14 protein-coding genes are annotated in these 14,362 nt (G+C 63.3%); 6 read left to right on the forward strand and 8 right to left on the reverse strand.

Annotation, left to right across the window (positions count from 1 at the left end; genetic code table 11):
• Positions 1-18 precede the first annotated feature (18 nt).
• The 3 genes from Q9293_RS15555 to Q9293_RS15565 all read left to right on the forward strand — a co-directional run bounded on the left by Q9293_RS15555 (position 19) and on the right by Q9293_RS15565 (position 1,762).
• The gene (locus tag Q9293_RS15555) at positions 19-285 is read left to right on the forward strand and encodes a transposase (protein WP_306246057.1); all 267 of its coding nucleotides are present in this window, start codon (positions 19-21) and stop codon (positions 283-285) included.
• Positions 282-1,331: an IS3 family transposase gene (locus tag Q9293_RS15560; protein WP_306246055.1), complete on the forward strand. Its 1,050-nt coding sequence runs from the start codon at positions 282-284 to the stop codon at positions 1,329-1,331. Before Q9293_RS15555 ends, Q9293_RS15560 begins: the two co-directional genes overlap by 4 nt.
• A gap of 176 nt (positions 1,332-1,507) precedes the next feature.
• Positions 1,508-1,762: a hypothetical protein gene (locus tag Q9293_RS15565; RefSeq protein ID WP_306248134.1), complete on the forward strand. Its 255-nt coding sequence runs from the start codon at positions 1,508-1,510 to the stop codon at positions 1,760-1,762.
• Between the two features lie 385 nt (positions 1,763-2,147).
• On the opposite strand, the gene Q9293_RS15570 is transcribed toward Q9293_RS15565, so the two are convergent.
• Both Q9293_RS15570 and Q9293_RS15575 read right to left on the reverse strand, forming a co-directional pair.
• Positions 2,148-2,816 carry an SOS response-associated peptidase gene (locus Q9293_RS15570; RefSeq protein ID WP_306248136.1) on the reverse strand — a complete coding sequence of 223 codons (669 nt, stop codon included), beginning with the start codon at positions 2,814-2,816 and terminating at the stop codon, positions 2,148-2,150.
• 162 nt (positions 2,817-2,978) lie between these two features.
• Complete coding sequence (locus Q9293_RS15575; protein ID WP_306248138.1) at positions 2,979-4,238, reverse strand: site-specific integrase; 1,260 nt, start codon at positions 4,236-4,238, stop codon at positions 2,979-2,981.
• A gap of 718 nt (positions 4,239-4,956) precedes the next feature.
• Between Q9293_RS15575 and Q9293_RS15580 the strand changes: the two genes are divergently transcribed.
• The 3 genes from Q9293_RS15580 to Q9293_RS15590 all read left to right on the forward strand — a co-directional run bounded on the left by Q9293_RS15580 (position 4,957) and on the right by Q9293_RS15590 (position 7,838).
• A complete protein-coding gene (locus tag Q9293_RS15580; protein ID WP_306248140.1) occupies positions 4,957-6,756 on the forward strand; it encodes an ATP-binding protein in 1,800 nt (599 codons plus the stop codon).
• 497 nt (positions 6,757-7,253) lie between these two features.
• Positions 7,254-7,427 carry a hypothetical protein gene (locus tag Q9293_RS15585; protein ID WP_306248142.1) on the forward strand — a complete coding sequence of 58 codons (174 nt, stop codon included), beginning with the start codon at positions 7,254-7,256 and terminating at the stop codon, positions 7,425-7,427.
• A gap of 141 nt (positions 7,428-7,568) precedes the next feature.
• Positions 7,569-7,838: a hypothetical protein gene (locus tag Q9293_RS15590; protein WP_306248143.1), complete on the forward strand. Its 270-nt coding sequence runs from the start codon at positions 7,569-7,571 to the stop codon at positions 7,836-7,838.
• Between the two features lie 54 nt (positions 7,839-7,892).
• Here Q9293_RS15590 and Q9293_RS15595 read toward each other — a convergent pair whose 3' ends face one another.
• The 6 genes from Q9293_RS15595 to Q9293_RS15620 form a co-directional block, all read right to left on the reverse strand.
• Positions 7,893-8,555 (reverse strand): 3-oxoacid CoA-transferase subunit B, encoded by a 663-nt coding sequence (locus tag Q9293_RS15595; protein WP_306248144.1) that lies wholly within the window; start codon positions 8,553-8,555, stop codon positions 7,893-7,895.
• Between the two features lie 8 nt (positions 8,556-8,563).
• A complete protein-coding gene (locus Q9293_RS15600; protein ID WP_306248145.1) occupies positions 8,564-9,250 on the reverse strand; it encodes a CoA transferase subunit A in 687 nt (228 codons plus the stop codon).
• A gap of 106 nt (positions 9,251-9,356) precedes the next feature.
• Positions 9,357-10,094 (reverse strand): OAM dimerization domain-containing protein, encoded by a 738-nt coding sequence (locus Q9293_RS15605; protein WP_306248147.1) that lies wholly within the window; start codon positions 10,092-10,094, stop codon positions 9,357-9,359.
• Positions 10,095-10,207: 113 nt separating this feature from the next.
• Entirely contained in the window at positions 10,208-11,767 is a 1,560-nt protein-coding gene (locus tag Q9293_RS15610) for a lysine 5,6-aminomutase subunit alpha (RefSeq protein WP_306248149.1), read from the reverse strand.
• Between the two features lie 2 nt (positions 11,768-11,769).
• Complete coding sequence (locus Q9293_RS15615; RefSeq protein WP_306248151.1) at positions 11,770-13,383, reverse strand: hypothetical protein; 1,614 nt, start codon at positions 13,381-13,383, stop codon at positions 11,770-11,772.
• A complete protein-coding gene (locus Q9293_RS15620; protein WP_306248153.1) occupies positions 13,383-14,237 on the reverse strand; it encodes a hypothetical protein in 855 nt (284 codons plus the stop codon). The genes Q9293_RS15615 and Q9293_RS15620 overlap by 1 nt, the downstream gene beginning before the upstream one ends.
• Positions 14,238-14,362 lie beyond the last annotated feature (125 nt).

A 14,362-nucleotide genomic window follows, 5' to 3' on the forward strand; every position in this document is an offset into this window, starting at 1 on the left:
CCAAAGGAGTCGGATCCAATGAGGACAAGCAAGTTCACCGAGGAGCAGATCGTGGGGCTTCTCAGAGAGGCGGAGAAGGGGGAGCAGACGGTCGATGCCCTCTGCCGGGCCCGTGGGATCACGGCGCAGACCTTCTATCGATGGCGAAAGAAGTATGGCGGAGTCGAGGTTTCCGATGTCCGGCACATGCGGCAGCTTGAGAAGGAGAACGCCCAGCTCAAGCGCCTTCTGGCAGAACGGGAGCTGGATATCGCAGCCCTGAAAACGGTTCTCCGAAAAAAATGAGTGGCGCGTCGCAGCGAAAGGAGGGGGCGGCATACCTGACGGCCACCGGCTTCTCCCAGCGGCGCGCTGCCCGGGCCATGGGCCTGAGCCGTTCCTATGTCCGGTATTCACGCCGGGTGAAACTGGATGGGCTGGACGAGCGGATCGTCCAGCTTGCCCATGCCAACCCCCGCTATGGCCACCGGCGCGTCTGGGCCCTCCTGAGGCGGCTCCAGCTCCGGGTGAACCTGAAACGGGTCCACCGGGTTTTCAAAGCCCATGGCCTCCAGGTCCGGCGGCGTCCCAAAAAGCACCTCCGGACCGGCCAGCATGTGCCGATGAAATCCGGGTATCCCAACCAGGTCTGGTCCTACGACTTCGTCCACGACAGCTGCCTGAACGGCGAGGTCGTGAAGTGCCTGACGCTCACCGACGAGTTTACGAAGGAGGCGTTGGTCATCGAAGTGGCCTCCTCCTTCAAGGCCGAGGAGGTCATGCAGGTCCTCAAACGCTTGTTCCAGACCCGGGGATGGCCCGCATTCCTGCGCAGTGACAACGGCCCCGAGTTCATCGCCCATGACCTCCAGGTCTGGCTGATGGCCACCGGTGCCCAGACCTTCTACATCCCCCCGGGCTCGCCCTGGGCCAACGGCGTGGCCGAGAGCTTCAACAGCAAGTTCCGGGACGAATGCCTGAACATGGAGGCCTTCTCCAGCCTGGCTGAGGCCAAGGTCATCGTCGAAGCCTGGCGCCGTCGCTACAACGAGGAGCGCCCGCACAGCAGCCTGGGCTACCTCACCCCAACCGAGTTCCGCTGCACCATTGAACTGGCTCAGCTCGGTCTCCCTGCGACGGGGGCTCTGCCCCCGGACCCCCGGGATTTATCGCTTTGGGCACCCCCGGTGGAGGCCAACGCCCTGACAGAAAAGGCCAGGGCGTTTCCCCTGGCCAACACCGTCCGGTGCATCTCCGAAGCGCTCAAGTCGCTTCCCAGCGTTGCTCTACCCTCTCCGGAGATGGAAGCCAAGCTACCATCTCCTGGAAGCTCCTGGCCAACCGGCCATTAGCTCTCTCTTTTTCAACCCGACCTTCACATTTAGCCCGGACCTAAATCTGGGAACCGGCCAAGGTTGAGCTACTCGATAGGTCAATAATTGGTACCTCGGAGGTTGGGTAAAGGGCAATCCGAACCCGTTGACTTTCGCTTTTTGTTCGCCATCCTGGATAGCCCAGGAGGCACCCCATGGACGTTCAAAAACACACCACTGCAGAGAGCCGCCACGCCCTGAGGGAGTACTTTCGCAACCGCCGCATGACCTCCTCCATTCACCTGAGCATGGCCGCCGTGGCCCTGGAGGAACTTGAGGAGGCGCTGCACCTGTTGCGAGGGATCGAGCACCCCAACGCGACATGGGCCGATGAAGTGGAACGATTCTTGGGCATCCGGGGAAGCTCCCGGCCAACAAACCAGGGGCCCTCACTCCCTGGTTTGTTGTGACCCGTGGTGGTCGTGGCGAATGGATAGGCCTAACCTCCCGCAGAAACCCCCCTCCTGCCGCGACGCCCTGGGGGAAGTTCTGTGAGTTAACCAGGGCCTGGATCAAGGTGGACCGCCCCTGGCAAGGCAACCTAACTGAAACCCTTGAACTGGCTCGCGACGGAATGCACTGGGCGAACTACCAGGCGTCAAGGAAGAGGAAGCCCAAGCCTTGGTCAAACGAAGAGGCTTTTCTAGTTGCATGGGCTAGGAGGCGCAGGTGGCTTGTGGACATCGACACCACTCGTGGCCTCGTCACCATTCGAGTGGACCCGGGTAAACAGTCTCCTGTGATCAAGCCAAAGCGCATGGTCGATGAACAGCCCCCGCTCCCAGGGCTTTTTGATTAGGCCGACACCGGCAGAATCAACCCCGGATGGTCGTTCCGCACGTTTCCGACCTCCGGGCCCACCTCATGGGCGGCCATGAGCTGCTGCGGGTAGGGCACCAAGAGTGGCTTAACCTCTCGCGTCTGCGAGGCAGGGTCCAGCCAGAGGTCCCACGCCGAGCGGGGAAGGATCACTGGCATTCGGTTGTGAATCCCGGCCATAAGTTCGTTGGGATCTGTGGTGATAATGCAGGCACTGATCATCACCTCGCCATTGGGACCCTGCCAGTCCTCCATGAGGCCAGCAAACGCAAAGAATGGCTCCTCGGTGGGGTGAATGTAGAACGGGCGCTTGGCCTTTCCTTCGGCCTTCCACTCGTAGAAGCCGCTGGCGGGGATGATGACTCGCTTGCGCTTGAAGGCAGTGCGGAAGCTAGGCTTCTCTTCGATAGTTTCGGCGCGGGCGTTGATCGGCTTGGAGAACTCGTTAGGGTCTTTCACCCAGCCAGGGATCAGGCCCCAGTAAGCCACATCAGCCACGCGTTGCCCGCTCTCAGGGCGCACAAAGATGATGTAGCGTCCTGGGCCGATGTTATGGCCCCCCTTGATGGAGAATCCGGTGGGGACCAACCCAAACGCCTGTTGGAGCGTGGGGGCGTCAATCTCGAAGGTGTACCGGCCGCACATGGGTACGGATCATAACCTCAGTATCAAGTTCCCGTTTTCCCATTTTGCTTCCCAGGGCAACCCCGAAAACGGGAAGCGAAGAGCCGCACCATTCCTAGCTGTTTCCCGTTTTTCCCATGATTCCCACTTTTCTACACAGGGGGGGCCTATACCCTTTTGGGTTCATTCGGAAGCAACGGCAATTTTCAACGGAGTCACCTTCGGATCGTTCCCAAGGCCCAGCTTCGGGGCAAGGGTTCGGATGGCATCGGCAAGGGCGGTTGGGGCGAGGTGCCCATAGTGCTTCTCTGTCATTCGGGTATCGGTGTGCCCTAGCTGGGCGGCAACATAGGCCATGGGAAGCCCTGCATTCACCAAACCGGAAGCATAGGTATGCCGCAACTCATGGAAGGCGGCTTTGGGCACCTCCGCGGCCTTGCAGGCGAGGGACATAAAGCGGGTTTGATCGGAGGCTCCCCAGCCCCCTGCCAGCTCCGGGCGCTTCCTTCGTTCCACCTCATCCCGAAGGAACATGAGTTCATCGGAGGGGCGCCCGGCGGTAATGCTTGTAAAGAATTCCTGGGCCTCTTCGGTCAAGACGATATGGCGAGATTTACCGCTCTTCGATATGGCAATGAATAGGCTCCCATTGGCGGCGTTGAAGTCTCCCACCACCAAGCGGCACAACTCCCCATACCGGGCGCCGGTGTAGAGGGCACCCTTTACGAGGCGCCGGAAGTCAGCGGGGCAGACGTTCACAAGCCGCACTTGCTCTTCGGCACTCAGGAACCGGATTCGGGCGCTTGTGGTGCCCTTGTAGGGTTTCACAGCCTGCCAGGCTTCCCCGTGTTTCACCCGTCCCCGATCCAAGGCGTGATTCAGTGCGGCTTTGAGCGTGGATAGCACCCGGTTCGCCGTATCCTTCCGGGCACGTTTCTCCTCCTCCGTCTGTGGCGGGGCAGGCTTTGGCTTCGGCGGATCGTCTTTGGATGGCTTCTTCTTGTGGCTCTTCACCCCCGCCTTGCCGGTTCGCTTTCGCTTCGGGGCCTCTGTGAGCCGCTTCTGCCAAGCCTCGATCCGGCGACGCGTCAGCTCTGCCACCTCCAGGGCGCCCAGCTCCGGCACGATCCACAGGGCGGAGCGTTGCTTATCCCGATCCAGCCCCTTCACACCACGGCGCTCGGCATCCTCAAAATAGGCCTCCATGGCATCGGCCACCGTCCAGGGGCCCTTCTTGCGGGGCACTCCCTCACGGGCGAGGATCGCTTCATCGGCCCGCGATTCGAACCATTCTTGGGCCTTGGCCTGGGCCTGGGCGAAGGTGAGCACCGCCACTCCATCGGCATCCGAATAATCGTCAGCCGTGCCGATTCGGGCCTGGGCCTCGCTCTTCGTTTCGGGATCATTCCACCGGGCGAGCCAGGACCCAGCGGCTTTGCTCATGGGCCTCCGGTATGCCAGATATTGCCCCGGAGCGAGGGGGGATTGATGCCGAATCCCTGATTCCAGCTTGAGGCGGGCGCTTCTCGTGTCCAATTTCGAACTACGCTTGGTGCGTGCCATACAGCCCCCACATAGGTTTCCGGGTTTTGGCCGTGTCCAAACCATGTCCAAAACCTGTTCCCAAACCAGCATGCATCACTTGGCACTACAATGCATTAAATTCAATATTATCTTAGTTCACTCCAGTTCGCCGGGGTGCACTAAAGTGTCTTTCCAGGCACTCTCACAGCGGGAACAGGGGTTCGATTCCCCTTGGGACTACCAACAAAGGCCCGGCATTTGCCGGGCCTTTTCATATCCCAAGGGGGATCGAAGTCACGGCTGGCGCGCAGGTAGGGGCCAGGCGGAGGCCCGTGCGCAGCCAGCCGTGCGGCCGGAGCGTCACCCCGGAGGCGCAGCCGCAGGGGGTGACGCGGAGGCCCCCCCTGGGACGACCAACATCGAGGCCAGAGAAATCTAGGCTCTGTTTGTATTTCGACGGCATCTCGGCGAACCTGCCCTCGCCAAGTCAAACAGCAGCTGACTGGGTGACCGGAATACGCTCGAGGCTGAGGTTCCATACAGCTGGCCGGGTTGGCGGCCCCTCCCAGATGATCAATAACTACGCCCTTCGCAGGTTCATTCCGATCCGGTAAAGCAGAAACCTCCAGGATCCAACGTGCCAGCGCCATCCATCTCGCCCTTCCGCCTCCTGGCGGATGCCCTTCGGGGCGATCCGCCTGCGGACCTCGGCTTGGCTGCAGTGCGTCGGTCCATCTTGGACACCAGCCTGCTCGCCCTGGGCCTGCTCATGCTGCCCTCGACGGTGGCCTCCATCATGCGGGCGGTGATGCTGGGCCAGGCCCGCTACGCCATCGCGTACTACGTCATCATCCCTTGGCTGCTGGGCTTGTACGCCTCAAGGGACTGGATACCCGATTCCATCCGTTCCCATGGCCTCGTCCTGCTCTACCTGGGCATCTCCGGCTACACCCTCTGGACCGCTGGACTGTCCCTGCCCGCGAGTCAGAGCCTGAGCATCATGGGGGCCCTGATGGCCACCCTGCTCCTGGGTCTCCGTCCAGGGCTCGGCTATGCCGCCCTGGCGGTACTGATGATTGGGCTCTTTTCCCTCCTCGACACCCTGGGGATTCACCACCCGAGCCTGCCCGTCACCTTGCTCATCGGTCGGCCCTTCCTGGCCTACTGGTTGCCGAATCTGCTTGCGCTACCGGTCTACCTCTTCGTGTTCCTGGCAGGCCTTGCGCGGCTCTTCCAGCACCTCAGTGGGGTGGCCTCCAGCCTGTTGGAGGAACAGGCGCAGCGCCATCGCATGGAACTGGAGCGCCAGCAAATCCTGGTTCGCCTGCACCAGACTCAGCGCCTGGAGAGCCTGGGACGCCTGGCGGGGGGCGTGGCTCACGACCTGAACAACGTCCTGGGAGCCATCCTGGCCCACGCCAACGCTGAGCAGTTGCGAACCCCAGAAACCGGTACGGCGGCCAGCGCCATGGCCACCATCGTCCAGGCCTGTCTAGGAGGCCGTGAGGTGGTGGAAAACCTGCTGCGCTTCGCCCGAAAGGAGGTGGCCGCCAACACCCTGGTGGACCTCAACGAACTCGTCATGGAGATCACCCAACTCCTGGCCCACAGCACCCGCCAGCGCGTGCGCATCGATGTGCGGGCGGGTGCGCTCCCCGGGCCGCTGCTGGGGGACCGCGGCGCCCTCAACACAGTCCTGATGAACCTCTGCGTGAATGCCATGGATGCCATGCCAGCGGGTGGCACCTTGACTCTGACCACGGCCGCCACACCGGAGGGCGGTCTCCAATTGGTCGTCGAGGATGAAGGTGAAGGCATGCCCCCGGAGGTTCTCGCCCACGCCATGGAACCCTTCTTCACCACCAAGCCCGCGGGCCGGGGCACTGGTTTGGGGCTCGCCATGGTCTATGGGACGGTCCTGGCTCATGATGGCACCTTTGAGCTGCAGAGCCGACCCGGCGAAGGAACCCAGGCCTACCTGACCTTCCCGGCTTCCAGGATCGGCTCACCTGAGGTGGAGCAGGCGCCGACCCTCCAGACGGCAGTGCAACCCTCCGCTCTGCGGGTGCTTCTGGTCGACGATGATGAACTGGTGAGGGCCGGCATCCTGGGCCTGCTCCAGGTGCTGGGATGCCAAGTCCAGGACGCGGCCTCGGGGCCAAAAGCGCTGGCCCTGCTGGAGGGTGACCTGGAGGTGGATGTCGTCCTGCTCGACTTCAACATGCCCGGCATGGACGGCCTGGAGACCCTAGGCCGCATTCGAAACCGACGTCCGGAATTGCCTGCCTTGCTCATCACCGGCTACGCCGACGACCAGTGCATTCAAGCCCTCGGGGCATTCCCCAAGGCCCAGATCATCCAGAAACCATTCACCCAAAAGGAAATGCGTCAGTCCCTCGAAGCATTGTTGAGGAAGCCCGCCCAGACCTCGCTTTAGAGAGGCACGAAACCTGGCAGAGGCGCTAATGGTTCGCGTGTTAAATGCCGATGCAGGCCTCGGGATTTTTCGCCATGAGCATCGGAGCCACGACTTCCAGCAGTCCTTTCGCGGTCTCGACGGCCTTGAATGCCTATGCCCCATCTCTGGCCTCCTCCAACGGGTTGACAGCCCAAACACTTCCGGGAGCGAGCGACTCTTTCTCGAGCACATGGCAGGACTCGGCCGCCTTTCAAGACCTCTCCTCGACTCTCGCCAGCCTGCCCACCCTTTATGATTCCACGGGGGCCATCAACCCTTCGGCAGCCAGCCAGTTCCTCTCATCCCTCACGAGCAGCCTTGGTTCCCTTGGCTTGGGCAATGGAGGCACGGCCATCACCCCTGGAGCCTTCGGTGCCTTGGCGACTCCCGGGGGGCTCACTCCTGAAGCCGCCAACTTGCTCTTCGGAAACACCGATTCGAGTGGGAGTTCGGAACTTCCTTCGTCGGTGCTCAATATGGATGCCACCCTGGCCCTGGCGACCTACAACTACCAGCAGAGCCTATCCTCTTCCAACACTGGGGCCGCGACCACCCCGGCAGGGAGTTCACCCGGGGCTGCCACCGTTCAGGCTGCGATTGCCTCGGCACAGTCCACTGCCTTTGCGAGCCTGTTCAACCTGATCGGTTAGGCGCTGCGGGCCAGGACGGACGTGCCTTCCCCATGGGTGGGTCCTTCGCACGTGACTTTCCATGCTTTCAGGTGTCACGTTGAAGGCCCGCTCTGGCGCTACCCTAAGGCCATGGACTATCCGCTCAAAGTTGGCGACCGCGTGCGTCTCACCCCACAGGCGGTGGGTTTCTACGGCGGAGCCTGGCCGCACTTTGTGCCCCAAGCGCAGGGCGGCGGTGCGCCGGGAACGCTGCTGTTCGCCGGGGAGCGGCCCCACAAACCCGGAGCTGCGCCGCGTCCCTACTATGTCCGCTGGGACAATGGCACAGAGAACAGCTACCGGGTCGAGGACCTGGAAGCCGCTTCATCTGCTCAGGAAGCAGATCCCGAAGCACCGAACAATGTGGTGCCCTTTCTTCGGCCCAAATGAGGCCGTGGGGCTGAGCCTTCTCCAGCGGGATTCGGCCCAGCCCCAGTCGGCTTCCTAGAACACCACGGGTCGGCAGTCGTTGGGGATGACGATCTCCGCGTCCGTGCGCCCCTTGATCCACTCGGGGGTGTAAGGCTCAAAGTACTCGCGCAGGAAGAAGCGGTCGCCCATCACCTCGAACACACCGAGATCCGTCACCACCAGGTTCACTTCGCGCACGGCTGTCAGCGGCAGCGTGCAGCGGCGCTTCAGGCGGGAGGCGCCTGAGGGCTCGAAGTGCAGCGTGGCGGCGATGACCACGCGCGAGCCCGTGGTGAGATCCATGGCGCCGCCCATGCCCGGCACCATCTTGCCGGGGATCTTGTAGTTCGCGAGGTTGCCCTCCTGATCCACTTCCAGCACGCCCAGCACGGTGTAGTCCACGTGGCCGCCACGGATGATGCCGAAGCTCATGGCGCTGTCGAAGAAGCAGCCGCCCGGCACCACGGACACCGGCGCGCCACCAGCGTTGGTGAGATCGCGGTTCTCCTCGCCCTTGGCGGGCGCGGGCCCCAAGCCGAGCATGCCATTCTCCGACTGCAGGATGAGGGTGACGCCCTCGGGCACGTAGTTGCCCACCAGCGTGGGCAGGCCGATGCCCAGGTTCACCACATTGCCGGATTTGAAGATCCGGGCGATGCGCTTGGCGATGTTGTCTTTGTTCGCAACGTAGTCCATGTCCGCCCTCACCCATCCAGCCGTTCGGCCTGCACCAGGAAGTCGATGAAAATCCCCGGCGTGTGCACCGCGTTGGGATCAATGTCGCCCACCTCGACGATCTCTTCCGCTTCCGCGATGACCAGCGACGCCGCCATGGCCATCATGGGGTTGAAGTTCCGCGCGGTGTCCGCGTAGACGAGGTTGCCGAAGCGGTCCGCCTTCTTGGCCTTGATGAGCGCCACGTCGGCTTTCAGCGGCAGTTCCAGCAGGAAGAGGCGATCGCCCACGGTGATCACCTGCTTGCCCTGCTCCACCTCGGTGCCCAAGCCCGTGGGGGTGAGAATGCCGCCCAGGCCCACGCCGCCCGCGCGAACGCGCTCGGCCAGCGTGCCCTGGGGCACCAGCGATACCTCGGTCTCGCCATCGTTGATCTGGCGCTGGGTCTCCTGGTTGAGCCCGATATGGCTGGCGATGATCTTCTTGAACTGCCGCTTCACCACGAGGTGTCCGACGCCGGTGACCTTGCCCGACTTGAAGTCGTGAATGCCCGTGTCGTTGCAGATGAGGGTCAGGTTCTTCGCGCCCTTTTCCGTCAGTGCCTCGATGACCGTGTGGGGCGAACCGCAGGCCATGAAGCCGCCCACCATCAGGACATCGCCGTCGCGCACCTTGGCCGCGGCATCCGCCGCGGAAATCACTGGTTTTTGGATCATGAAAAGCCTCCTGCTTGGGACGAATGCAACATCAAACAAGCGATAAAAAGGTCATCAATTTAAACCACCCCGGAGCCACCACCGCACGGCTTCCGGGGACAGGCGACTAGGCCAGGTTCTTGCGCTCGATGAGCCGGTCGATGATGAAGGTGGCCACGTGGTCGGCGTAGCTGCCCTTGCCGAAGCCGCCATCGTAGCCCAGCTCCACCGCCAGTTTGTTGCCGATGCGCGTGCCGCCGGCCACGACGATGAAGCGCTCGCGCAGGCCGCGGGCCTGCAGCAGCTCGATGAACTCCGTCATGTTCTGGATGTGCACATCCTTCTGGGTGACGATCTGGCTCACCAGGATGGCGTCCGCGTTCACCTTCACGGCGTAGTCGATGAGCTTGTCGTTGGGCACCTGGGCGCCGAGGTTGTGCGCCTCGATCTCCTGGTAGCGCTCCAGACCGTAGTGGTGGTTGTAGCCCTTCATGTTCATGATGGCGTCGATGCCCACGGTGTGGGCGTCGAAGCCCGTGCACGCGCCCACGATGACGATTTTCCGGCCCAGCTGCTCGCGGATGACCTCGCAGGACTCGGCCATGGTGTAGACCTTCTCGCCCGTGGCCTCCTCGATGTGGATGGCGTCGAAATCCACCGAGGTTTCCGTGCGGCCATAGGCCACATAGAAGGAGAAACCCTCGGCCATGGCGTGCGAGTGCACGATCTCGGCGTGCTTGAAGCCCAGCTTCTCCACGAAGAGCCGCGCCGCCTCGCGGCCCCGGGGGCCCTCAGGCACCGGCAGCGTGAAAGAGAGCTGAACCGCACCGTCATCCAGCGTGTCGCCATAGGGTCGAACGATCATGTCATCACCTCAACAGTCAAAAGCAAGAAAGAGCCACGGATGAACACGGATGAACTCAGATGAAACGGAAGGGCTTTATCCGTGCTGACCTGTGTTCATCCGTGGCTTCATAGTCAGTTTCCCAGACCCAGCTCAGCCTTCAGGTAGGCCTCGAAGGGGTTGAAGTACTCGGGCCCCTTCTTCACCAGGCCATCGAGGCCCTTACCCATGTCGCGGGGGCGTTTGATGTCGGCGAACTCGCCCTGCGCCATGGCATCCATGAGGCCCGCCTGCTCGATCTTCTCGAGGAAGGCCACGGCCTCGTCCAGCACCTGGTGGGCGCGGGTCTTGATGAGGCCGCCCTCCTTGAATTCGATCTCGCCGCCCAGGTCCGCCATGGTGTTCATCACATACTTGGCGTTCTCCAGGGCCAGCGAACGATCCTGCATGTAGGGCGTGTGGATGGCCTCGGTGAGCATGCCCAGCAGGTGGATGCCCTGGCCCGTGGCCTGGCTCACGAAGTTGAACAGCGCGTTCTGCACCACGCCCTTGAAGATGTCGCCGGTCATGAACTTGGTGGGCGGCATGTACTTCAGCGGGGCCTCGGGGAAGATCTCCCGGGCCATCTGGGCCTGGGCCAGCTCCAATAGGAAGCCGTTCTTGAGCGTGGGATCGATCTCGAAGGCGTGGCCCAGACCCATCTGCCAGGGCTTCAGGCCCGCCACCTGGGCGAAGCGCTCGTTGAGGAACTGGCTGGCCAGCACGGTGTAGGCCTTCTCCACCGCGTCCGAGGTGGTGAGGTAGTTGTCCTCGCCGGTGTTGATGATGACGCCTGCGAAGGCGTTGATCATGCGGCTGAATTTCTGATCCACGAAGGTGCGGTACATGTTGATGTCGCGGAAGAGGATGCCGTACATCGAATCGTTGAGCATCATGTCCAGGCGCTCGAGCGCGCCCATGGCCGCGATCTCAGGCATGCACAGGCCCGACGCATAGTTGGTGAGGTAGATGTAGCGGCCGTGCTTGTCCACGGCTTCATCAAGCGCCGCCCGCATGATGCGGAAGTTCTCCTGGGTGGCGTAGGTGCCGCCGAAGCCCTCGGTGGTGGCGCCGTAGGGCACGTAGTCCAGCAGTGACTGAGCCGTGGTGCGGATCACCGCCACCACGTCGGCGCCCTGCTCCGCCGCCGCCTGAGCCTGCTTCACGTCCTCGAAGATGTTCCCCGTGGCCACGATGAGGTAGAGCATGGGCGAGTGGTTGCGGCCTTCATACGTCTTCAGCTTCGCTTCCCGGTGGGCCCGGTTGCCCTTCACACGGGCCGAGAAGGCCTGCACCAACTCGGCGGCCTTGGCTTCCAGCGCAGTGCGGTCGCCCAGGGGCAGCTCGGCGATGTTCAGACCCGCGGCAATCTTCTGGTTGAGGCCCGCCACTGTCTCACCGGTCTTCACCAGGGCGTTCACATAGCTCAGCAGCGCGCCCTGTTCGAGTCGGCCCTTCAGCTGATCCACGATGAGGTTCGGCACGGGCACGCCGTCGGCATCGGCGCCGTCGGCCCCTGCCAGGCGCAGGGTCGCGCGCTCCACGGTGACCGTGGTGTGCGCATCCACGAAGTCGCCCACGGGCGCCACGATGCGGGCGGCCAGCTCCCGGGCCCGGGCGATCTTCTCTTCTGAAAGGGCCAGCTTGGTTTCCATAGCTACTCCTGAATGGCGCGAGGTCCGTGCGCGAAAAAGTCCGTGGCCCGCCGGGTGATGGCATCATCCAGTCCCAGCAGGCCCGCCACCGCGATGGCATCAGAGGCACCGGGACCGCCGCTGTCGGGCACCAGGTGGTATTCCATGCGCTGATCGATGAGGCGGATGCGTGTGGCCAGGGCTTCGCCCGATGCGAGGTTCAGATCCAGCCCTTCCCGGTTCAGGCCCTTCATGCGCAGGTAACACACGCCAGGCAGGCGCTGGATGCCCCGGAAATGCGTGCTGAAGAGGGCCACCACACCGGGACGGGCGGCCACCCACTCCACCACCGCGGACAGGATGGCCTCGGCCTCCTGCGAGTTGGTGGTGCGGGCGAATTCATCGAAGAGCACCAGGCTCGGCGCGTTGAAATCCTGGGCGGCTTCCACAAAGGAGTGGATCTCGAATCCAAAGCCCGAAAGGCCCTGGGCGGCCTGGCTGGTCTGCCCTTCACCGAGATAGTGGAAATGGTGAAAGAGAACCGTGCTGAAGGCCTGAGCCGGCACGTAGAGGCCCATCTGGGTGCAGAGCTGCAGGAAGGCCAGGGTCTTCAACACCACGGTCTTGCCGCCCATGTTGGAACCGAATATGACCGTGGCCCGCTGATCGAACCGCGCATCCAAGGGCACGTACTCCGTGCCCAGGTCGCGGCAGACCTCCTCGCAAGGCAGGAAGCGGCCACCGGCCACCGTGATGGCGCCCTCCGCCAGCGCAGGCCGCACCAAAGCATGCTCCCGCGCCAGGCGGGCCCGGGCGAAGGCCAGGTCGAAGCGGGTGATGGCTTCCTGGTACTGCTCGAAGCGCGGCAACTCCTGACGCAGGGCCTCGGAGAGGCTTTCCAGCACCGCATCTTCGGCGGCGCGCTCCCGGGCGAGCAGCGCCGAACGGCGCTCCTGCCAGAGGAACTCCTCGGCCGTAGCCTGCACCCGGATGGCCACCTTGGTCTCATCGAAGGGCTCGATGCGCAGCAGGTCGCTGGCTTCCTCGGGGCGGCCCAGTGCCTCGCGGGATACCAACAGAAAGGCCTTGCTGCCGAACTCGAAGCCCCAGCGCGCCTGGATCTCCGCCGCCCGCTGCGCCTGCAGGGCCTGGATCGCCGCATCGGCTTCGCGGATCTCGCGGCGGGCTTCGGCAAGGGCTTCAGAGTAGGCATCGGCCACGTAGAAGGATTCGGCGCTCTGGCGTCCCTGATCCAACAACCGCTCCAACCCCTCTGAGGCGTACTCCACGCCGAAGAGGCCTCGGATGGCCGGATCCAGGAGTTCGACCAGACTCTTGTAGTTGTGGAGGAATTTCTTGAACTGGAAGATCTCCACTTCGTCATAGCAGGGCTTGGCGTCCCTGCAGGTGCGGGGCAGGCGCTTGAGGTGGTGCTGGATCTGGCTCAGGCGGACCGCTTGGCCCTCCAGTTCCCGCAGCAGCCCAAGGGCCGCGTCGGTTTCATTCCAAATGCGCTCCAGCGCGGTGACCTCGCTCAGGAAGCCCAGCCCCTCTTTCGCCGCACGGCCGAAAGGCGTTTCGGGCAGGAAGCGATCCCAGATGAGTCCGAACTGGGCGTAGCTGGCCAGGGCACGCATCAGGAAGCCACTTCATAGGGATTGAAGAGGATGGATGGGCTCAGGGCCTCACCCACGGCCTGGAGGAATTCCGGACGCGCCACATCCCGCAGGGTGATGGCGAAACAGAGCAGGCGGAACTCGCGGCGCACGCTGATCTCCGTGTGCTGGCGCAGGCGGGAGAAGGCGGCGGGCTCCAGAAAGACCTTGGTGAAATCCTCCAGCGACAGACGGCTGACACCTTCGGGCAGCACCTCCACCTGGGTGGGGCCGAGGGGACCTTCCATTCGCAGCACCTCAGCCGGTGGTTCCGGCTCTACGGGCAACGAGGCCAGCTGACCCAAATGCTGGACACGAGCTGCGGCCTTGGCCAGATTGCTGCGGTCGATGCGGGCCGTGAAAACGAAGCCCAGATCACCCAGGGCGGCCACCTGGGTCAGGCGGTTGACTGCGCCATCCACTAGCACGGATGCGGCCCATCCATCCCGCCGGACCTGGGCAATGACCTCCGCCAGCTGGCTCAGGTGCTCGCTGCCCACCAGGGTCACGGTCCCACCCCGCTGGGCGCGACCCAGCAGGAGGTGACCGAGGGAACCGCGCCCTGGGAGCGCTTCCAGGATCTCGAAACGGGCATCGGAGCTGCGCGCAAAGGCCTCGGTGGTCATCACCAGGTCGCCCGGCTCCACTCGAATTTCTGGCGAGGAGCCGGTGGTACGGGCTTTCTGGGCGCCATCCACGCCAATGCTGAAGACAGCCACGGGGCCCGCCTGGCGCGCCAGAGGCAAAGCATGATTCAGGAATGTGGTTTTCCCCGACCCCTTTTCGAGGCCGGTAATCGCGGTCACCGTCCCGGCGGCGCCTTCAAACCACGCCATGCTTCGATCCTTCTTGAGAGAGCGTTTGGATGATTGTTTCAAAGCGGAACACAGAGGGCGCAGAGGTCACACAGAGGGCACAGAGAGACCGGCGAACGATGCCTGGGCAGATTTTCCGCTTTTCT

The sequence above is a fragment of the Geothrix sp. PMB-07 genome, assembly GCF_030758935.1.
Classification (GTDB): Bacteria; Acidobacteriota; Holophagae; order Holophagales; family Holophagaceae; genus Geothrix.